Origin of the sequence: Luteimonas huabeiensis HB2 (assembly GCF_000559025.1) — a bacterium.
Taxonomy (GTDB): Bacteria; Pseudomonadota; Gammaproteobacteria; order Xanthomonadales; family Xanthomonadaceae; genus Luteimonas; species Luteimonas huabeiensis.
Genome location: NZ_JAAN01000035.1, coordinates 121,016 through 140,520, shown reverse-complemented (window position 1 = coordinate 140,520; position 19,505 = coordinate 121,016). Strand labels below are relative to the sequence as shown.

At 72.0% G+C, this 19,505-nt stretch carries 15 protein-coding genes and 1 riboswitch; of the genes, 9 read left to right on the top strand and 6 right to left on the bottom strand.

Annotated features, from left to right (window positions below; genetic code table 11):
• Positions 1-17: 17 nt before the first annotated feature.
• Positions 18-1,463, bottom strand: coding sequence for an adenosylhomocysteinase (gene ahcY / locus Z164_RS0114940; RefSeq protein WP_024891489.1), 1,446 nt, complete (start codon positions 1,461-1,463; stop codon positions 18-20).
• 30 nt (positions 1,464-1,493) lie between these two features.
• Positions 1,494-1,570, bottom strand: a riboswitch (S-adenosyl-L-homocysteine riboswitch).
• 118 nt (positions 1,571-1,688) lie between these two features.
• Between ahcY and Z164_RS0114935 the strand changes: the two genes are divergently transcribed.
• The 3 genes from Z164_RS0114935 to Z164_RS0114925 all read left to right on the top strand — a co-directional run bounded on the left by Z164_RS0114935 (position 1,689) and on the right by Z164_RS0114925 (position 5,089).
• A complete protein-coding gene (locus Z164_RS0114935) occupies positions 1,689-1,928 on the top strand; it encodes a CopG family transcriptional regulator (protein ID WP_024891488.1) in 240 nt (79 codons plus the stop codon).
• Entirely contained in the window at positions 1,925-2,413 is a 489-nt protein-coding gene (locus Z164_RS0114930) for a TA system VapC family ribonuclease toxin (RefSeq protein WP_201769604.1), read from the top strand. Before Z164_RS0114935 ends, Z164_RS0114930 begins: the two co-directional genes overlap by 4 nt.
• A 207-nt stretch (positions 2,414-2,620) precedes the next feature.
• Complete coding sequence (locus Z164_RS0114925) at positions 2,621-5,089, top strand: S9 family peptidase (RefSeq protein ID WP_024891486.1); 2,469 nt, start codon at positions 2,621-2,623, stop codon at positions 5,087-5,089.
• Positions 5,090-5,529: 440 nt separating this feature from the next.
• Here the strand turns inward: Z164_RS0114925 and Z164_RS0114920 are convergent, their stop codons facing one another.
• The 3 genes from Z164_RS0114920 to Z164_RS0114910 form a co-directional block, all read right to left on the bottom strand.
• Positions 5,530-6,261: a proteasome-type protease gene (locus Z164_RS0114920; protein ID WP_024891485.1), complete on the bottom strand. Its 732-nt coding sequence runs from the start codon at positions 6,259-6,261 to the stop codon at positions 5,530-5,532.
• A gap of 78 nt (positions 6,262-6,339) precedes the next feature.
• Entirely contained in the window at positions 6,340-7,341 is a 1,002-nt protein-coding gene (locus tag Z164_RS0114915) for an alpha-E domain-containing protein (RefSeq protein WP_024891484.1), read from the bottom strand.
• Positions 7,341-8,753, bottom strand: coding sequence for a circularly permuted type 2 ATP-grasp protein (locus Z164_RS0114910; RefSeq protein ID WP_024891483.1), 1,413 nt, complete (start codon positions 8,751-8,753; stop codon positions 7,341-7,343). Before Z164_RS0114910 ends, Z164_RS0114915 begins: the two co-directional genes overlap by 1 nt.
• Before the next feature lie 221 nt (positions 8,754-8,974).
• Here Z164_RS0114910 and Z164_RS0114905 point away from each other — a divergent pair, with 221 nt between their 5' ends.
• The 3 genes from Z164_RS0114905 (at position 8,975) to Z164_RS0114895 (ending at position 12,799) form a co-directional block, all read left to right on the top strand.
• Positions 8,975-9,487, top strand: coding sequence for an Hsp20/alpha crystallin family protein (locus tag Z164_RS0114905; protein WP_024891482.1), 513 nt, complete (start codon positions 8,975-8,977; stop codon positions 9,485-9,487).
• Between the two features lie 125 nt (positions 9,488-9,612).
• Entirely contained in the window at positions 9,613-10,695 is a 1,083-nt protein-coding gene (locus tag Z164_RS0114900; protein ID WP_024891481.1) for a glycosyltransferase family 4 protein, read from the top strand.
• The gene (locus Z164_RS0114895; RefSeq protein ID WP_024891480.1) at positions 10,688-12,799 is read left to right on the top strand and encodes an amylo-alpha-1,6-glucosidase; all 2,112 of its coding nucleotides are present in this window, start codon (positions 10,688-10,690) and stop codon (positions 12,797-12,799) included. The genes Z164_RS0114900 and Z164_RS0114895 overlap by 8 nt, the downstream gene beginning before the upstream one ends.
• Positions 12,800-12,901: 102 nt before the next feature.
• Here the strand turns inward: Z164_RS0114895 and metK are convergent, their stop codons facing one another.
• A complete protein-coding gene (gene metK, locus Z164_RS0114890) occupies positions 12,902-14,131 on the bottom strand; it encodes a methionine adenosyltransferase (protein WP_024891479.1) in 1,230 nt (409 codons plus the stop codon).
• A 206-nt stretch (positions 14,132-14,337) separates the two neighbouring features.
• Here metK and olsF point away from each other — a divergent pair, with 206 nt between their 5' ends.
• The 3 genes from olsF to Z164_RS0114875 all read left to right on the top strand — a co-directional run bounded on the left by olsF (position 14,338) and on the right by Z164_RS0114875 (position 18,346).
• Positions 14,338-16,026, top strand: coding sequence for a bifunctional ornithine lipid synthase OlsF (olsF, locus tag Z164_RS0114885; protein ID WP_024891478.1), 1,689 nt, complete (start codon positions 14,338-14,340; stop codon positions 16,024-16,026).
• A complete protein-coding gene (locus tag Z164_RS0114880) occupies positions 16,023-16,838 on the top strand; it encodes a UDP-2,3-diacylglucosamine diphosphatase (protein WP_024891477.1) in 816 nt (271 codons plus the stop codon). The genes olsF and Z164_RS0114880 overlap by 4 nt, the downstream gene beginning before the upstream one ends.
• 443 nt (positions 16,839-17,281) lie before the next feature.
• A complete protein-coding gene (locus Z164_RS0114875; RefSeq protein WP_024891476.1) occupies positions 17,282-18,346 on the top strand; it encodes a metal-dependent hydrolase in 1,065 nt (354 codons plus the stop codon).
• A gap of 82 nt (positions 18,347-18,428) precedes the next feature.
• Here Z164_RS0114875 and Z164_RS21455 read toward each other — a convergent pair whose 3' ends face one another.
• Positions 18,429-19,505, bottom strand: coding sequence for an alpha/beta hydrolase family protein (locus tag Z164_RS21455; protein ID WP_152540957.1), 1,077 nt, complete (start codon positions 19,503-19,505; stop codon positions 18,429-18,431).

Sequence of the window (19,505 nt, the reverse complement as noted above, 5' to 3'; positions counted from 1 at the left end):
ATCCACCGCAGCGCGGATCAGTAGCGGTAGTGCTCCGGCTTGTACGGGCCTTCCACCGGTACGCCCAGGTACTCGGCCTGCTCAGGGGTGAGCTTGGTCAGCTTCACGCCGATCTTCTCCAGGTGCAGCCGCGCCACTTCCTCGTCGAGCTTCTTCGGCAGGATGTAGACCTTCGGCTCGTAGACGTCCTTGTTCGCCCACAGGTCGATCTGCGCCAGCGTCTGGTTGGAGAACGAGTTCGACATCACGAAGCTCGGGTGGCCGGTCGCGCAGCCCAGGTTCACCAGGCGGCCCTCGGCGAGCAGGAAGATGCTGTTGCCGTTGTCGAAGGTGAACTTGTCCACCTGCGGCTTGATGTTGGTCTTCTGCGCGCCCGAGGCGTACAGCGCGTCCACCTGGATCTCGTTGTCGAAGTGGCCGATGTTGCAGACGATGGCCTGGTCCTTCATCGCCTGCATGTGCTCCAGGCGGATGATGTCCTTGTTGCCGGTGGTGGTGACGTAGATGTCGGCCTCGCCCAGGGTGTCCTCGACGGTCTTGACCTCGTAGCCGGCCATCGCCGCCTGCAGCGCGCAGATCGGGTCGATCTCGGTGACGATCACCCGCGCGCCGTAGGCCGACAGGCTCTGCGCGCAGCCCTTGCCGACGTCGCCGAAGCCGCAGACCACGGCGACCTTGCCGGCCAGCATCACGTCCATCGCGCGCTTGAGGCCGTCGGCCAGCGATTCGCGGCAGCCGTAGAGGTTGTCGAACTTGCTCTTGGTGACCGAGTCGTTGACGTTGATCGCCGGCACCAGCAGCTTGCCGGCCTCGGCCAGGTGGTAGAGGCGATGCACGCCGGTGGTGGTCTCCTCGGAGACGCCCTTCCAGTCGCGCACGACGGTGGTCCAGAAGCCGGGGCGCTCCCGGGCCACGCGCTTGAGCAGGTTCTTGATGACCTGCTCCTCGTGGCTGCCGGAGGCGCTGTTCACCCAGCCCTCGTCGCCCTGCTCGAGCTCGTAGCCCTTGTGGATCAGCAGGGTGACGTCGCCGCCGTCGTCCACGACCAGCTGCGGGCCGAGGAAGCCGCCGTTGCCGTCGGGGAACGACAGCGCGTCGAGCGTGCAGTCCCAGTACTCCTCCAGCGTCTCGCCCTTCCAGGCGAACACCGGGGTGCCGCCGGCGGCGATCGCGGCCGCGGCCTGGTCCTGGGTGGAGAAGATGTTGCACGAGGCCCAGCGCACGTCGGCGCCGATGTCCTTCAGGGTCTCGATCAGCACCGCGGTCTGGATCGTCATGTGCAGCGAGCCGGTGACCCGCACGCCCTTGAGCGGCGCTTCGGGCGCGTACTTGCGGCGGATCGACATCAGGCCCGGCATCTCGTGCTCGGCGATGTCGATTTCCTTGCGGCCCCAGTCGGCCAGCGAGATGTCGGCGACCTTGTAGTCGCCTTGGTCGGAGAAGGGTTTGGCCTGTGCGTTCATGCGGATGCTCCGTGAGTGCGGTGGATTGCGGGTTCACGGGCGCCGTTGCGGTTCGCTGCCCGGCGAGCCTGGCCGTGCCGTGCACGGTCGCAGCGCCCCTCGGCGGGACTGCGAATTATATAAGGAAGGGCAGCCTCCAGGCCGCTGCGCCTGCCGTCGGACGACGGGTTGACGGGAGATGCCTGATGCGTGATGATCGATGCACTCCGTAATGCGGCCAACGCCATGCGTACCACCCTGCGACTCGACGAAGACGTGCTCGCCGCCGCGAAGGCGCTGGCCGCGCGGCAGGGGCGCACCCTGGGCGAGGTGGTCTCCGAACTGGCGCGCAAGGGGCTGGCACCGGCGCCGGCGGCGGCGCGCTACCGCAACGGGATTCGCCTGATGCCGGTGCGGCCGGATGCGCGCCCCACCTCGCTGGACGAGATCAACAGGCTCCGCGACGAGGTTCCTGACGCGCCATGACCCGGTCCCGTGCCCTGCGGGTAGAGGACGCCGGCGAGCCGTCGCTTCCCGGGGCCATCACCTGGCTGCTGGACGTGAACGTCCTGCTGGCCCTGCTCGATCCGGTGCATCCGCACCACGCGCTGGCGCACGAGTGGTTCGCCGAGGCCGGCGCCTCGTGGGCCAGTTGCGGTGTCACCCAGAACGGCGCCCTGCGGATCATGTCGCACCCGCGCTACGGCAACGCGGTGGCGTCGACCGCGGTCGCCGCGGAACTGCTGGCCGATCTGTGCGGCCACCCGGGCCACGTCTTCTGGGCTTCGGATCTCAGCCTGCTGGATTCGCCGCTGATCGACCGCGAGCGCCTGCTGGCATCGGAACAGGTGACCGATACCTATCTGCTCGCGCTGGCGGTGAAGCGCGGCGGGCGGCTGGCGACGTTCGACAAGCGGATGGCCACGAGCGCGGTGCGAAACGGCGAGTCGGCGCGCTTCGTGATCGCCTGACCGGCACCTCCAGGCACGGGGCGCGGGCAGCCCGGCCCCGCGGGCTGGGCTCGCCAGTCCGGCGGCGAAGGGACGCGTACGCGAGCGAGATCGTGACCGTCGGCATGGGCCTTTTGCTTGCCTGCTGGCCTAGGCTGTGCCGTTATCCAGACCAGAGCGAGCCCGCGGATGCAACTGTCGGAAAAGATCGCCCGTTTCGCCCTGTCGATGGCGATGGCGGTGTCGCTGCTGCCGTTGCCGGCGGCGGCGCGGGAGCCGGTGAAGGCGGACGTCGCGGCCGAGGCGGGCTACCGATTGCCACCGCCGGCGCTGCAGGCGCTGGTGGATGCGCCGCGCCCGCCGCGGCTGTCGCTGTCACCGCGCCGCGATCTCGCCGCCTACCTGCGCACGCCGGCTCTGCCGGGCATCGAGGCGGTCGCGCAGCCGGAGCTGCGGCTGGGCGGGTTGCGCATCCACCCGCGCACCTACGCGGCCAGCCGATTCTCGTTCGCCGACGACCTGTGGCTGCAGGACATCGACAGCGGGCAGGAGCGCCGCATCGCGGGGCTGCCGCAGCCGCTGGCGATCGATGCGATGGCCTGGTCGCCCGATCAGCGCCATATCGCTTTCACCCAGGTCGATGTGCGGGCCGGGCGGGTCGAGCTGTGGCTGGTGGACGTCGCCGCGCTGCGCGCGCGCCGCCTGCTCGAGCAGGCGCTCAATACCGTGGCCGGCGACGGCTTCGGGTGGCTGCCGGACGGGCAGGGCCTGCTGGTCCAGTTGCGCCCGCAGGGACAGGGCGCGCCGCCCGCGGACGATGGCATCCCGACCGGCCCGAACATCCAGCAGACCGACGGCGGGGGCGGCGTGCAGAGCCTGCGCACCTACCAGGACCTGCTGCGCAACCCGCACGACGAACAGGTCTTCGCGCATTTCCTGACCACCCAGCTGGCGCGCGTGGACCTGGCGGGGCGGACGACGCCGATCGGCGCGCCGGACCTGCACGTCGGCGCTTCGATCTCGCCCGATGGGCGCCACATCCTGCGCCAGCGCATCGAGCGGCCGTTCTCGTATCTGGTGCCGTACGCCCGCTTCCCCCGCCGCATCGATGTCGTCGGCCTCGACGGCGAGGTGCTGCACACCGTGGCCGCGCTGCCGCTGATCGAGGGGCTGCCGACCGGACGCGATGCGGTGCCGACCGGCGTGCGCCGCATCGGCTGGCGCGCCGATGCGCCCGCCACCTTGGTCTGGGCCGAGGCCCAGGACGGCGGCGACCCGGCGCGCGAGGCGGAGGTCCGCGATCGCGTGTTCGCGCAGGCCGCGCCGTTCCGCGCACCGCCGCAGGTGCTGGCCGAGCTGACGATGCGCTACCTGGGGACCCAATGGGGCGACGGCGAGACCGCGCTGCTGACCGAGACCTGGTGGCGCACGCGGCAGGTGCGGGAATGGCGGCTGGCCCCCGACGCCGGTCGCGCGCCGGTGTTGCTGCGCGAAGGTTCGTTCGAGGACCGCTACGCCGACCCCGGCGTCGCCGTGACCCTGCCCGACGAGCGCGGCTTCCCGCGCCTGCTGCTGTCGGCCGACGGCGGCAGCGTGTACCGCATCGGCGAGGGCGCTTCGCCCGAGGGCGACCGGCCGTTCCTGGATCGCCAGCCGCTGGACGGCGGCGCGCCCGAGCGGCTGTTCCGCTCGCAGGCGCCCTGGTACGAGATGCCGCGCGCGGTACTCGACGCCGGCGCCACGCGCATCCTGACCACCCGCGAATCGCCGACCGAACCGCCGAACTTCCAGTTGCGCAGGCTGGGCGCAGGCGCCGGCGAGCCGGTCGCGCTGACCGCGTTCGCGCACCCGACGCCGCAGCTGCGCGACGTGCGCAAGGAGCAGATCCGCTATCGCCGCGCCGATGGCGTGGCGCTGACCGGCACGCTGTACCTGCCGCCCGGCTACGATCCGGCCCGCGACGGCCGGCTGCCGCTGCTGATGTGGGCCTACCCGCAGGAGTTCAAGTCCGCCGACGCGGCCGGCCAGGTCACCGATTCGCCCTACCGCTTCAACGCCATCGGCTACTGGGGACCGCTCGCGTATCTGGCGGCAGGCTACGCCGTGCTCGACGACCCGGCGATGCCGATCGTGGGCGAGGGCGACGCCGAACCCAACGACACCTACGTCGAGCAACTGGTCGCCAGCGCGCAGGCGGCCGTGGACGAGGTGGTGCGTCGCGGCGTGGCCGACCGCGAGCGCATCGCGGTCGGCGGGCATTCCTACGGCGCCTTCATGACCGCCAACCTGCTGGCGCATTCGCGCCTGTTCCGCGCCGGCATCGCCCGCAGCGGCGCGTACAACCGATCGCTGACCCCGTTCGGCTTCCAGGCCGAGGAGCGCAACTACTGGCAGGCGCAATCGACCTACCAGCGGATGTCGCCGTTCAACTACGCCGATCGGATCGAGGCCCCGCTGCTGCTCATCCACGGCGAGGACGACAACAATTCCGGCACCTTCCCGCTGCAGAGCGAGCGCATGTTCGCCGCGATCAAGGGGCTGGGCGGGCAGGCGCGGCTGGTCATGCTGCCGCGCGAATCGCACGGCTATCGCGCGCGCGAATCGATCCTGCACATGCTGTACGAGACCCACGCCTGGCTGGAGACCCACGTGCGCAACGCCGCGCCGCGCGAGGCGGCCGACGCCGCCTCGCCGTAGCGCCGGGGCAGCGAGGGCTACCCGCAGACACTCGGTTCCCGGCCGCCACCGCCTGCAATTCCCCGCAAGCGGGGGAAGGTGCCGAAGGCGGATGGGGGCACGCGCTTGCGGGAGAAGGAACGGCATGCCCCCGCTTGCGGGAGAAGGGACAGCATGCGCCCGCTTGCGGGAGAAGGAACGGCATGCGCCCGCTTGCGGGAGAAGGAGAAAACAAGGTGTGCCCGCTTGCGGGAGCGGACGACAATCTGCCGCTTGCGGAAGCGGGGACCGCCTCGGCGCTGCAGGTCGAGTGTCGATACACCCCAGGAGCGGCTCCGGGCTGCCGGCCGTCGCTCGCCGTCGCCCGCGCGCGGGGGCGCGGTCTTCTGCGGACGGGGTGCCGCTGGCGCCTTGCCGGTCGCGCGCGAGCGCGCTCCGCCGACGAGGACGAAGTTGCGGCCCTACAGCCAGTCCGGCTGCGGCAGCGCCGCGATCGCGGTGCGCAGGCTGTCGTTCCACTGCTTGCGCACGGCGGCGAAGTAGGGGTCGTCCTCCTGCAGGCGTCGTTGCGCGTGCACCTGCAGGCTGTCGCGGCGGTACACCAGCAGGTCGATCGGCGGCCCGACCGAGAGATTGGAGCGGATGGTGGAATCGAACGAGACCACCACGCACTTGGCCGCTTCGACCAGCGAGGTGCCGCGGTCGATCACCCGGTCGAGGATCGGCTTGCCGAACTTGGTCTCGCCGGTCTGGAAGAACGGCGTCTCGTCCGAGTTCTCGATGAAGTTGCCCTCGGAGTAGACCAGGAACAGCCGCGGCGCCTCGCCGCGGATCTGGCCGCCGAGGATGAAGGTGGCGCCGGGATCGACTCCGCTGGCCTTGAGATAGGCCTCGTCGCGGCCGCGGATCTCGCGCATGGCGTCGCCGAGCAGAGTGGCGACCTCGAACATCGAGCGCGCGTTGTGCACGCCCAGCTGCGCGGGCGCGTGGCGGGCGCGCTGCTCCAGCAGGTTGAGCGCGTTCTGGCTGACCGACAGGTTGCCTGCGGACAGGGTCACGATCACCCGCTCGCCGTCCTCGGCGATCACCCGCATCTTGCCGAAACGGCCGATGTCGTCGAGGCCCGCGTTGGTGCGCGAGTCGGAGGCCAGGATCAGGCCTTCCTGGAGATTGAGTCCAACGCAGTAGGTCATCGCGGCGGCGGCATCCGGAAGGCGGGTCGACGGCGTGTGAAGATACTGGCCCCGGCCGCGCGGCGGAAGGGTTGACCTTCAGCCCATGCTCTGCCACTGGCGGCGGCCGCCGACCCGGTCGCGCGACAGGGTCGGCACCATGAACTGCGCGTGGATCGCCTGCCCGAGCGCGGTCAGCCGGTCCAGGGTGTCCTGCAGGTAGGGCTCCAGGCCGCCGGCGATGACCTCGTCGATGCGCGCGTAGCGCGATTGCGCCCACAGCGCGCCGGCCAGCCGCTCGACCTCCATCGCCTCGCCGCCGGAAAGCTTGCGCAGCACCCGGTGCAGGGTGCCGACGCAGGTCAGCAGCGAGCGCGGGTTCTCCTCGCGCAGCAGTATCAGTTCGGTCACGCCGACCGGCGTCACCGATTCGCGGTACAGCCGGCGGTACATCTCGAACGCCGACAGCGACTGCAGCAGCGCGCTCCACTGGAAGTACTCCACCGCGTCGCGCGCCTCGCCGCCCTCGGGCAGATCGGCATCGCTGCCGATCACGTCGAGCAGGCGCACCGCCCAGTCGGCGCGCTCGATGAAGGCGCCCAGCGCCAGGAAGTGGTAGCCCTCGCCGCGGCCGAGGGTGCCCAGGGTCACCCCGCGGAACGAGGCGGAGCGGCTCTTGACCCATTCCAGCACGTTGCTCACGCCCTCGGCGCGGATGCGCGGCCAGCTGCGGGTGCGGAACTCCAGCCACGAGGCGTTGAGGTCCTCGTACATTTCCGAGGTGATGGCCACGCGTTGGGCGCGGGCGTTCTCGCGCGCGTCGCGGAAGCAGCTGTAGATCGACGAGGGGTTGTCGGGCGCCAGCAGCAGGTGCCGCAGCACGTGCTCGGAATCGATCGGGCCGTGCAGCGAGGCGAACGACTCCGCCAGGCCCAGCGCGTCGAGCGCGCGCCGCCAGGGCGCGGCCTCCGACTTCCCGCGGTCCAGCCGCTCCGGCAGCATGGCGATGCGCAGGGTCACGTCGATCAGGCGCGCGGTGTTCTCGGCGCGCTCCATGTTGCGCGAGACCCAGTACAGGTCGTTGGCGGTCCGGCAGAGCATCAGCCCTCCAGCACCCAGGTGTCCTTGGTGCCGCCGCCCTGGGACGAGTTCACCACCAGGGAGCCTTCGCGCAGCGCGACCCGGGTCAGGCCGCCTGGGATCACGTGGATGCGCTGCCCGCTGAGGATGTAGGGACGCAGGTCGACGTGGCGCGGGGCCAGTCCGCTTTCGACGAAGGTCGGGCAGGTCGACAGCGACAAGGTCGGCTGCGCGATGTAGTTGCCGGGATCGGCCAGGATGCGCGCGCGGAACTCCTCGATCTCCGCGCGGCTGGCGGCCGGGCCGACCAGCATGCCGTAGCCGCCGGCGCCGTGGACTTCCTTCACCACCAGCTCGTGCAGGTGCTCCAGCGCGTAGCGCAGATCGTCGGGATCGCGCAGCATGCGGGTGGGCACGTTGTGCAGGATCGGCTCCTCGCTGAGGTAGAAGCGGATCATCTCCGGCACGTAGGGATACACCGACTTGTCGTCGCCGACGCCGGTGCCCGGCGCGTTGGCGAGGGTGACGTTGCCGGCGCGGTAGGCGGCGAACAGGCCGGGCACGCCCAGCAGCGAGTCCGGGCGGAACACCGTCGGGTCGAGGAAGTCGTCGTTGATCCGGCGGTAGATCACGTGCACCCGCTGCGGGCCGCGGGTCGTGCCCATGTAGACCATGTCGTCGCGCACGAACAGGTCCGCGCCCTCCACCAGTTCCACGCCCATCTGCTGGGCGAGGAAGGCGTGTTCGAAGTACGCCGAGTTGGCCGCGCCCGGGGTCAGCACCGCGACCGTGGGGTTGTCGATGTTGGCCGGCGCCGCCTGGCGCAGCACCTCCAGCAGGGCGTCGGGGTAGCGCTCGACCGGCGCGATCTGCTGGCTGGCGAACAGCTCCGGAATGAGCCGGGTCATCATGCGGCGGTTCTCCAGCATGTACGACACGCCCGAGGCCACCCGCAGGTTGTCCTCCAGCACGTAGTACTCGCCGTCGCCGGCGCGTACCAGGTCGATGCCGGAGATGTGCGAGTAGATGCCGCCCGCCACCGGCAGGCCGTGCATCTCGGCGCGGAACTCGCTGTTGTCGAGCACCAGTTCGGGCGGCACCCGGCGCTCGCGCAGGATGCGCTGCTCGCCGTAGATGTCGCCCAGGAACAGGTTGAGCGCGTGCACGCGCTGGCGCAGGCCGGCCTCCAGCATCCGCCACTCGGCCGCTGGCACGATCCGCGGCACGATATCGAACGGGATCAGCCGTTCGTTGCCGGCCTCCTCGCCGTAGACCGAGAACGTGATGCCGACGCGATGGAAGGACACCTCCGCCTCGCGCCGCTTGTGCGCGAGCTGCTCCTCCGGGGTGCTGCGCAGCCAGGCGTCGAGCGCACGGTAATGGGGGCGGACCTCGCCCGTGGCATCGTGCATCTCGTCGTAATGGGCGCTCACCCGGGCTCCATGGCGGACTTCCGCGACAGGGATAGCACGTCGGCGGTGGCTTGCAAAGCGCCCCCCGGGGCCGTGGCGGTCGGGGGGCTTGAAATCCGCCCGCCCGCACCTACCTGCGGCCTTGCCCGGTCCCGCGGGCCGCGCCGCCGCCGTCCGGCGAGCGTGGCGCCGGCCTCCGGGGCGGCCGGGCGCCGAGCCAAACGATTCGAGGAGATACTGTCATGAGCGTGAGTCAGTTGATTCCTTGGAACCGCGGCCGTGGCCGCGATCGCGGAGCCGTCGCGTCCCCGCGCGACATGCGCGATCCCTTCGATGCGCTGCATCGCGAAATGACCCGCCTGTTCGACGACCTGTGGCGCGAGGTGGATGCCGTGCTGCCGCAGGCCGGGTCGTCGGCGGTCGCCGGCTGGCCGCGGGTCGAGGTGGTGGAGCGCGACGACGAATACGCGGTCAGCGCCGAGCTGCCGGGCCTGCGCGAGCAGGACGTCGAGGTGGAGTTCGAGAACGGCGACCTGGTCCTGCGCGGCGAGCACCGCGCCGAGCGCGAGGAGCGCGGGCGGCGGATCAGCGAGCGCTATTACGGGCGCTTCGAGCGCCGGATCGCGCTGGACACCGAGGTCGACGTGGACCGGGCCAGCGCGCAGTTCCGCGACGGCGTGCTGACCGTGGTTCTGCCCAAGACCGAGCAGGCGCGGGCGAAGCCGGTGCGCATTCCGATCGCCAAGGCCGCCTGATCGCCGGCGTTCCGGCCGGCCGCGCGGCGCGACCGCCGTCGCGCGGCCCACCCACGTGCCCCTTCACCGCGTCCCCGGTGCGGTTCGCCGCGCCGGGGCGCCCTCGACCGTATCCCGCCCCCGCCATGCGCATCGCCCACATCGCTCCGCTCTACGAGGCGGTGCCGCCGAAGCTGTACGGCGGCACCGAACGCATCGTCGCCTATCTCGCCGACGCCCAGGTCGAACTGGGCCACCGGGTCGCCGTGTTCGCCAGCGCGGAGACGCGCACGCGCGCCGAACTGTTCCCCATGCGCGACCGCGCCATCCGCCTGGACCCGGCGCCGCTGAAGTCCGATCTCGCCGCCCACCTGTCGATGCTGCAGGAGGTGCGGCGCCAGGCCGGCCGCTTCGACATCCTGCATTTCCACGTCGACCTGCTGCACTTCCCGTTCTTCGAGGACATCGCCTCGCGCACGGTGACGACCTTGCACGGGCGCCTGGACCTGAAGGATCTCGCCGAGGCGTACCGGCGCTGGCCGCAGTACCCGCTGGTTTCCATCTCGCACCAGCAGCGCGGCCCGCTGCCGATGGGCAACTGGGTGGCCACGGTGCCGCACGGCCTGCCCGAGGATCTGTACGCGCCGGTGGCGTCGCCGCGTGGCGACTATCTGGCCTTCCTGGGCCGGATCTCGCCGGAGAAGCGGCCCGACCGCGCGATCGCCATCGCCCGGCGCGCTGGCCTGCCGCTGCGCATCGCCGCCAAGATCGACGCGGCCGATGCCCACTACCACCGGCAATGCATCGAGCCGCTGCTGGCCGGCGGCGGCGCGGAACTGATCGGCGAGGTGGACGACGCCGGCAAGCGCGAACTACTCGGGCACGCGCGCGCGCTGCTGTTCCCCATCGATTGGCCCGAGCCGTTCGGGCTGGTCATGATCGAGGCGATGGCCTGCGGCACGCCGGTGATCGCCTGGGATTGCGGCTCGGTGCGCGAGGTGATCGAGGACGGCATCACCGGCTTCATCGTCGATTCCGAAGAGGCCGCCGCGGCCGCGGTCGAGCGCGCCGCCACGCTGGATCGCGGCGCGATCCGCCGGCGCTTCGAGGCGCGCTTCGGCGCGCGGGTGATGGCCGAGCACTACCTCGACGTCTACCGGCAGCTGCTGGGGTCCGAGCGGGCGAGCCCCGTGGTCGGGCACGCGCTGGACGCCCGGGCCCATGCCTGAGCGCGACGACGCACCCGCGGCCCGCTACGCGCTCAAGGATGGCGACGCGTTCCTGGTCTGCGATGCGCGCGGCGATCTGGTGGACGGCGACGCCGACGGCCTGTACCGGGACGGCACGCGCGTGCTGTCGCGGCTGCGCCTGCGGCTGGGCGAGGAGGCGCCCAGCCTGCTGAGCGCGGGCGTGGGCGCCGACAACGTGTTCCTGACCGTGCACCTCACCAACCGGCCGCTGCCGCCGCTGGGCGACAGCGCATCGCCCGAGGGGGTAATCCACGTCGAGCGCGCGCGCTTCCTGTGGGGCGCGCGCATGTACGAGCGCATCGCCTGCCGCAACTACGGCACCGCGCCCGCGAGGTTCGGCCTGGCCCTGGAGTTCGACGCCGACTTCCGCGACATGTTCGAAGTCCGCGGCGCGCGGCGCAAGGAGCGCGGGCGCCGCCTGCCCGCCGAACTCGATGCGCAGGCCGCGACCCTGGCCTACGTCGGGCTCGATGGCCAGCAGCGGCGGTTGTGCCTGGCGTTCTCCCGCGCGCCGCGTCCGTTGCGCGAAGGCCGCGCCGACTTCGAGTTCGAGCTCGCGCCGGGGCAGGCCGAAACGCTCTACCTGGAGGCCGGCGCGGAGCCCGCCGCCCCCGGGCGCGAGCGCTTCCGCCGCGCCGCCGCCGCCGCCCGCCGCGCGATGCGCGCGCGCCGCCGCACCGGCGCGCGGCTGCGTAGCGGCAACCGCCTGTTCAACGCCTGGCTGGAACGCTCGCGCGCGGACATCGCCCTGCTCACCACCGAATTGCCGACCGGCCCCTATCCCTATGCCGGCATCCCCTGGTTTTCCACGCCGTTCGGCCGCGATGCGGTGATCACCGCCTTGCAGACCCTGTGGCTGGACCCGGCGCTCGCGCGCGGCGTGCTGGCCTACCTGGCCCGCCACCAGGCGCGCGAGGCCTCGTCCTTCCGCGACGCCGCGCCGGGCAAGATCCTGCACGAGGCGCGCAAGGGCGAGATGGTCGCGCTGGAGGAGCTGCCGTTCGCCCGCTACTACGGCGGCGTCGATACCACGCCGCTGTTCCTGCTGCTGGCCTGCGAGTACGCCGCGCGTACCGCCGACGGCGAGTTCATCGACGCGCTGTGGCCCTCACTGGTCGCCGCCGCCGGCTGGATCGAGCGCAGTTGCGATGCCGACCGCGACGGCCTGCTCGCCTACCGGCGCGGCGAGGCCGGCGGGCTGCTCAACCAGGGCTGGAAGGACAGCGGCGATGCGATCTTCCACGACGACGGGCGGATCCCGCCGGGGCCGATCGCGCTGGTGGAGGTGCAGGGCTACGTCTGCGCGGGACTGTCCCGGCTGGCGGTGCTGGCCGCCGCGCGCGGCGAGCAGGAGGCGGCGATCCGCTGGCGCGCCCGCGCGCAGGCGATCCGGGCGCGCATCGAGCGGACCTTCTGGATGCCCGAGCAGGGCTACTACGCGATCGCCCGCGACGGCGAGGGCCGGCCCTGCCGGGTGCGCGGCTCCAACGCCGGGCACCTGCTCTATGCCGGCGCGGTGCCGGCCGAGCGCGCGCGCCAGGTGGCCGCGCAACTCGCGTCGCCCGCCTTCGACAGCGGCTGGGGGATCCGCACCCTGGCCGCTGGACAGGCCCGCTACAACCCGATGTCCTACCACAACGGTTCGGTCTGGCCGCACGACGTGGCGCTGTGCGCGGCCGGCGTCGCCCGCTACGGCGACCGCGCGCACGCGGCGCGGTTGCTGGCCGACCTGTTCGAGGCCGCGACCCGCTTCGGCATGCGGCTGCCGGAGCTGTTCTGCGGCTTCCCGCGCACGCCCGGCCAGCCGCCGGTCGCCTATCCGGTGGCCTGCCTGCCGCAGGCGTGGGCCGCGGGCTCGGTGTTCATGCTGCTGCAGGCCTGCCTGGGGCTGCGCATCGATGCCGCGCGCCACGAAGTGTCGGTGGACCGGCCGCGGCTTCCGGAAGGCGTGGACCGCCTGCACCTGCAGCGCCTGCGGGTGGGCGAGGGCTGGCTGGACCTGCGTTTCGAGCGCGCGGGCGATCGGGTGCTGGTCGCGCGCGATGGCGGCGACGAGGAGGTGCGTCTGAGCGTGCGGCTGTAGCCGGCGGCGGCCGGCGGCCGCCGCCGCGCCGTCATGCAAAGGCAAGGCGAAAAAACGACGGGCCGCGCGAGCGGCCCGTCGGGTCGTGCCTTGCGGGCGGCCTTACTTCAGCCCGGCGTCCGCGCGCAGGGCGGCGGCGCGGTCGGTCCGCTCCCACGAGAACGCGGTCGCTTCCACCCGCTCGCCGGCGCCGTTGGTGTAGGCGAACGCCTTCGGCTTGCGGCCGAAGTGGCCGTAGGAGGCGGTCTGCTGGTACATCGGATGGATCAGGTCGAGCATGCGGATGATGCCGTAGGGGCGCAGGTCGAAGTGCGCGCGGATCAGCTTCTCGATCTTCTCGTCCGGGACCTTGCCGGTGCCGAAGGTGGTGACCGAGATCGAGGTCGGCTCGGCCACGCCGATGGCGTAGCTCACCTGCACCTCGCACTTCTCGGCCAGGCCCGCGGCGACCACGTTCTTGGCCACGTAGCGCGCGGCGTAGGCGGCCGAACGGTCGACCTTGGAGGGGTCCTTGCCGGAGAACGCGCCGCCGCCGTGGCGGGCCATGCCGCCGTAGGTGTCGACGATGATCTTGCGCCCGGTCAGGCCGCAGTCGCCGACCGGCCCGCCGATGACGAACACGCCGGTCGGGTTGATGTGCACCTTGTTCTTCGGCAGCGTCTCCAGCCACTTCTTCGGCAGCACCGGCTTGAGCACGTGCTCGCGCACGGCCTCGATCAGGTCCTTCTGCTTGATGTCCGGATCGTGCTGGGTCGACAGCACCACCGCGTCCAGGCCGACGACTTCGTTGTTGCCGTCGTAGCGCAGGGTGACCTGGCTCTTGGCGTCCGGGCGCAGCCACTTCAGCTTGCCGTTCTTGCGCACCTTGGCCTGCTGCTCGACCAGCCGGTGGCTGTAGTAGATCGGGGCCGGCATGTATTCCGGGGCCTCGTCGCAGGCGTAGCCGAACATCAGGCCCTGGTCGCCCGCGCCCTGTTCCTCGGGCTTCTTCTGCTTCTTCCGGGTGCCGTCCACGCCCGCGGCGATGTCCGGCGACTGCTTGCCGATCAGGTTGAGGATGCCGCAGGTGTGGCCGTCGAAGCCGACGTCGGAATTGGTGTAGCCGATGCCGTTGATGACCTTGCGGGTCAGCTCCTCGATGTCCACCCAGGCGCTGGTGGTCACCTCGCCGGCGACGATCGCCACGCCCGTTTTGACCATGGTCTCGCAGGCCACGCGCGCGCGCGGGTCCTGGGCCAGGATCGCGTCCAGGACCGCATCCGAGATCTGGTCGGCGACCTTGTCCGGATGGCCCTCGGACACCGATTCGGAGGTGAACAGGTAGCTCGACATCGGCAATATCCCTTTATTCGGATGAAAAGATGGTCGCGCATGATACAGGGGCGACCGGTGCTTTGCATGGCGGCGGGGCCGGCATTGAGCGTAGGTTAAACCGGAAGCCGGCGGCGGCCGCGGTCATCAGGCCGACGCGCGGCGGCAACCGCGCTGTCGTCTGCCGGGCGCAGGCTGCCGGCCATCCGGGCCGCCCAGCGACGCCGATGCCACCGCTCGAAGACCGTCTGCAGCAGCGCTACCCGCACTGGTTTCGCGGCCGGCGCGCCGGCATCGCCCGCCCGCTGCTGCGGCAGGTAGGCCGCTGGTCGCGGCTGCAGGCGATCGAGGACTTCCTCGCAGCCCACCCCGGCCTGCGCGGCTTCGCGTTCGTCGCCGCCGCGCTGGCGTACCTGGGCGCGCGCTACCTGGCGATGGACGCATCGCGGATTCCGCCGCGCGGGCGGCTGCTGCTGGTCGCCAACCATCCGTCCGGCGCGCTCGACGCCCTGGCGCTGCTGGATTGCGTGGGCCGGGTCAGGCGCGACGTGCGCATCGTCGCCAACGACCTGCTCGCCGGCCTGGCGCCGCTCGAGGAACTGCTGCTGCCGGTGCGCGTGCTCGGCGGGCGGCCGTGCCCGCGCAGCCTGCAGGCGGTGGAGCGGGCGTTGCGGGAGGAGTGCTGCGTGATCGTGTTCCCCGCCGGCGAGGTCTCGCGGCTGTCGTTGCGCGGCGTGCGCGACGGCCGCTGGCGCCGCGGCTTCGTCCGTTTCGCGCGGCGCACCGGCGCGCCGGTACTGCCGGTGCGCGTGGGCGCGCGCAACTCGGCGCTGTTCTACGGCGCATCGGCGCTGTTCAAGCCGGCCGGCACCGCGCTGCTGGCGCGCGAGATGTTCGCGCGCCGCGGGCGACCGCTGACGCTGTGGGTGGGCGAGCCGCTGCGGTTGCCCGAGGACGAGGACGCCGGCGCGCAGCTGCGCCGGGTGCGCGAGGCGCTGTACGCGCTGGGCCGGCGGACCGCGCCGGCGCAGCGGCCGCTGGCGTCGCCGGTCGATCCGGCGCGGGTGGCGGCGCAGCTGGCGGGCGCGGAACTGCTGGGCCAGACCGCCGACGGCAAGCAGATCCGGCTGGCGCGCTGCGCGGCCGGCTCGCCGCTGTTGCTCGAACTGGGGCGGCTGCGCGAGCTGACCTTCCGCCGGGTCGGCGAGGGCACCGGCCGCGCGCGCGATCTCGACCGCTTCGACCCCGACTACGAGCACATCGTGGTCTGGGATGCGACCGCCGCGCGCATCGCCGGCGCCTATCGCGTCGCGCGCGGCGCACGGCTGCTGGCCGAGCGCGGACTGGGCGGGCTCTACACCGCCTCGCTGTTCCGCTACGCCGACGATGCCATCCCGCGCATCGCCCAGGGGCTGGAGCTGGGGCGCAGCTTCGTCGTGCCGGAGTGCTGGGGCAGCCGCAGCCTCGACTATCTGTGGCAAGGGATCGGCGCCTACCTGCGGCGGCATCCGCGGGTGCGCTACCTGCTCGGCGCGGTCTCGATCAGCGCCGCCATGCCGCGCGAGGCGCGCGAGCAACTGGTGGCCTACTACGCGCGCTACTACGGCGCCGGCGAAGCGATCGCCGAGGCCGCGCGCCCGTTCCGCTACCTGGCCGCGCCGCCGGACTTCCCCGGGCTCGATGCCGAGGCCGCCTTCGAGACCCTGCGCGCCAACCTGGCCGCGCTGGGCGCCACCGTGCCGGTGCTGTACCGGCAGTACACCGAGCTCTGCGAGCCGGGCGGGGCGCGCTTCCTCGCCTTCGGCGTGGACCCGGATTTCAGCGACTCGATCGACGGCCTGATCGAGGTCGATCTGCACCGGCTGCGCGCACGCAAGCGGCAGCGCTACCTTTCCGCCACCGGGATGCCCGCATGAAGACCCTGCAGCCGATCCGACGCGCCGTGTTCCTCTCCGACACCCATCTGGGCTCCCGGCACTGCCATGCCGCGGACCTGGCCCGCTTCCTCGCCGGGTTGCGCTGCCAGCGGCTGTACCTGGTCGGCGACATCTTCGACCTGTGGTGGCTGGCGCAGCGGCGCGCGCACTGGGGGCCCGCGCACCACGAGGCGATCGAGGCGCTGCACGCGCTGCGCCGCGCCGGCACCGAGTTGATCTACATCCCCGGCAACCACGACCGCGCGCTGCGCCGCGCCTGCGGGCTGGCGCTGCCCGCCGCGCGGGTGCGCCGGCGCGCGGTCCACGTCACCGCCGACGGGCGCCGGCTGCTGGTGACCCACGGCGACGACTACGACGGCGCCACCCGCTTCGGCGGGCTGCAGGAGGCGCTCGGCGACTGGCTGCACGACCGCATCCTCACCGGCAACCTGCTGCTCAACGCGCTGCGTCGCCGGCTCGGCCTGCGCTACTGGTCGCTGGCGGAGTTCCTCAAGCGCCGCAGCGGCGCCGCCGAGCGCTACATCGAGCGCTTCGTCCGCGCCGGGCTCGACGACGCCGCGCGGCGAGGGCTGGACGGGATCGTCTGCGGCCACATCCACCGCCCCGCGCTGTGCGAGCGCGACGGCCTGGTCTACGCCAACGACGGCGACTGGGTGGAAAGCCTGACCGCGCTGGTCGAGGACCCGGACGGCCGCCTGCGGCTGCTGGCCCACACCGGCGAGACCCTGGCCGAGTTGCCGCCGCGCACCGGCGAGGCGCCGCAGGCGCCGGCGCTGCCGCGCGCAGCCTGAGCGCCCGGAAGGCGCGTCGGTGCGCGAGGTGCCATTCGCGCGGGCCGGTCGAATCGACATTCGACCGGCAACGTCGAACCGTCCCGTCTCCCGCAAGCGGGGGCCTGCGGTCCCTTCTCCCGCAAGGGGGCGCACATCGTCCCTTCTCCCGCAAGCGGGTGCATGCTGTTCCTTCTCCCGCAAGCGGGTGCATGCTGTCCCTTCTCCCGCAAGCGCAGCGCCGGATGAGGGCGGCTTTTGCACGCCTGCGGCATGCCCCCATCCGCCTTCGGCACCTTCCCCCGCTTGCGGGGACGGAAAAAACAGAATGCCCCCCGCTCGCGGGGGCAGGAAAAAACAGCATGCTCCCCGCTCGCGGGGAAGGGAAAGACAGGATGGTCCCCGCAGGCGGCCGAAGGGATCGCCTACGCGCGCTGGGTGCCGATACGCTCTAGCATGCGCGCATGGATTCGCTGACCCAGATTCTCCTTGGCGCTTCGGTCGCCGCGGCCGTGGTGCCGGCGCGGCACCGCCGCGCGGCGATGGCCGCCGGCGCCGCGCTCGGCACCCTGCCGGACCTCGACACCTTCCCGCTGATGCTGCTGACCGACGATCCGGTCGCGCTGATGACCCTGCACCGCGGGCTGACCCATTCGCTGCTGGTGCTGCCGCTGGCGGCCTGGGCGATCTGGGCCTGGTTCCGGCGCCGCGGCGGACGCGTGACGGAAGCGCCGCGACGCTGGTTCTGGGCCATCCAGCTCGCCCTGGTCACCCATCCGCTGCTCGACGCCTTCACCGTCTACGGCACCCAGTTGCTGTGGCCGCTGCCCACGCCGCCGGTGATGTGGTCCAGCCTCTTCATCGTCGATCCCGCCTACACGGTCTGGCTGCTGGCCGGCGTGCTGGTCGCGCTGTGGGCCGGGTCGCGCCCGCTGTCCGGGCGCGCGCTGGCGGTCGGCCTGGCGTTGAGCACGGCCTATCTCGGCTGGTCGCTGCTGGCCAAGGCCCTGGTCGATCGCGAGGCCGAGCGTGCGCTGGCGGCGATCGGGTTGCAGGACGCGCCGCGCTTCTCGGTGCCGATGCCGTTCAACACCCTGCTGTGGCGGGTGGTGGCGATGACCCCCGACGGCTTCCTCGAGGGCGAGCGCTCGCTGGTGGCCGATCGCGGCCCGATGCGCTTTCGCGCCTACGCCTCGGACACCGCTGCGCTGCGGGCCGCTGCCGACATCCCGGCGGTACGCCGCCTGGCCTGGTTCAACCATGGCTTCATGAAAGCGCAGGTGCAGGACGGCACGCTGGTGCTGAGCGATCTGCGCATGGGCATGGAACCGGCCTACACCTTCAACTTCGCCGTCGCCGAGCGGGACGGCGGCGCTTGGCGCGCGCTGGCGCCGCCGCGGCAGCTGCCCGGCGCGCTGCCGCGCCAGGACCAGCTCGCAGCGGCATGGCGGCGTATCTGGCAGGCGCCGGTGCCGGCGGCGGATGCCGGGGCGCAGCCGGCGCCGGCCACCGATGCCGCCTCGCGCTGAGTACCCAGGCTGCGGGGGCGGGCCTCAGCCCCAGCGCGCCGCGAACTCTCGTCGGTCCGGCGGATGCTCGGCCTGCATCCGGCTACAGCGTCGCGTCGAAGAACTTCGCTGCATCCCGGCCGATGCGGCCATGCAGCTCGTCCCGGTCGATTCCCGCCGCGTCTTTGCACAGCGCGCCCACGAACATCTTGCCGCGCAGGCTGCATGAGGCGAGAAAGGCGTAGTGGCCCGCGCCGGGAATGATGAGCACCTCTGCATCCGGAATGCCCTCATCGACCGCGTCCCGCGTCGCGGACAACAGGATCTGCTCGTCGTTCTCCGCCAGCACGATCCTCGTTGGAACCTCGAGCGAGGAGAAGTCCTGCCTCGTCATCAACGAGACGAAGGCCGGGGCGATCGCATAGACGGCGCGGATGCGAGAGTCGCCAACGGGCTGCGCATCGCGGACGAGCGCTTCCTGGAACGCGGCATCCGAGCCCGCCAGGGCCTGCAGGTCGGCTTCGGTGAATCCGGCTTCGGGAGGCAGGACGCAAACGGGATTGCCGGGTTCGCTTTCGCAACGCACTTGCCTGTCGGCGGCCTTCAGGTGCGCGCCTGCGGACGCCAGCGCGCTGTATCCGCCGATCGAGAAGCCGGCCGCGCCGATGCGGTCGGCGTCGATGCGCGGCCCGATGTCTTCGTCGGCCAGCAGTCGGTCGATCAACGCCGAGATATCGCGCGCGCGTTCCGCCGGGAGCGCGAACCCATGCGGCCAGGACACCTCTTCGGCCGCGGTGTTGCCGTGGTGATTGACGCCGGCGACCAGGTAGCCGGCCTCGACCAGACCTTCCGCCAGCCATGAAAGCTGGGCCGCGCTGCCGCCGGTGCCGTGGGACAGGATGACAAGGGGGCGCTTTCCGGCGTCGGCGAACGGCGCGTCCAGTGCATTGCGACCGAATCGGAACACGCCGACGCGCCAATCCGACTCGGTGCTGTCGTCCGGCGCCCGGTACCAGATCGTGGTCGCGAGCGGGCGCGGGCCGGCGTTGGCCCAGTCCGTTCTGGTGGTGTCGGCGTAGGTGCGATGCAGGCGGCCCACCTTCGCCTCGCGTCCGGCGGGTTCCGCGCAGCCGGCCAGAACGAGGCAGGCCGTCAACGCGCAGATCGAAAGATATCGCAT

Bases quoted from the DNA above. Each gene is read 5' to 3' on its own strand.
- Z164_RS0114905 (WP_024891482.1), top strand. From the start codon at position 8,975: ATGAGCGTGAGTCAGTTGATTCCTTGGAACCGCGGCCGTGGCCGCGAT.
- Z164_RS0114880 (WP_024891477.1), top strand. From the start codon at position 16,023: ATGAAGACCCTGCAGCCGATCCGACGCGCCGTGTTCCTCTCCGACACC.
- Z164_RS0114900 (WP_024891481.1), top strand. From the start codon at position 9,613: ATGCGCATCGCCCACATCGCTCCGCTCTACGAGGCGGTGCCGCCGAAG.
- metK (WP_024891479.1), bottom strand. From the start codon at position 14,131: ATGTCGAGCTACCTGTTCACCTCCGAATCGGTGTCCGAGGGCCATCCG.
- Z164_RS0114935 (WP_024891488.1), top strand. From the start codon at position 1,689: ATGCGTACCACCCTGCGACTCGACGAAGACGTGCTCGCCGCCGCGAAG.
- Z164_RS0114875 (WP_024891476.1), top strand. From the start codon at position 17,282: ATGGATTCGCTGACCCAGATTCTCCTTGGCGCTTCGGTCGCCGCGGCC.
- ahcY (WP_024891489.1), bottom strand. From the start codon at position 1,463: ATGAACGCACAGGCCAAACCCTTCTCCGACCAAGGCGACTACAAGGTC.
- Z164_RS0114895 (WP_024891480.1), top strand. From the start codon at position 10,688: ATGCCTGAGCGCGACGACGCACCCGCGGCCCGCTACGCGCTCAAGGAT.
- Z164_RS0114930 (WP_201769604.1), top strand. From the start codon at position 1,925: ATGACCCGGTCCCGTGCCCTGCGGGTAGAGGACGCCGGCGAGCCGTCG.
- Z164_RS0114925 (WP_024891486.1), top strand. From the start codon at position 2,621: ATGGCGATGGCGGTGTCGCTGCTGCCGTTGCCGGCGGCGGCGCGGGAG.
- olsF (WP_024891478.1), top strand. From the start codon at position 14,338: ATGCCACCGCTCGAAGACCGTCTGCAGCAGCGCTACCCGCACTGGTTT.
- Z164_RS0114915 (WP_024891484.1), bottom strand. From the start codon at position 7,341: ATGCTCTGCCGGACCGCCAACGACCTGTACTGGGTCTCGCGCAACATG.
- Z164_RS0114920 (WP_024891485.1), bottom strand. From the start codon at position 6,261: ATGACCTACTGCGTTGGACTCAATCTCCAGGAAGGCCTGATCCTGGCC.
- Z164_RS21455 (WP_152540957.1), bottom strand. From the start codon at position 19,505: ATGCGATATCTTTCGATCTGCGCGTTGACGGCCTGCCTCGTTCTGGCC.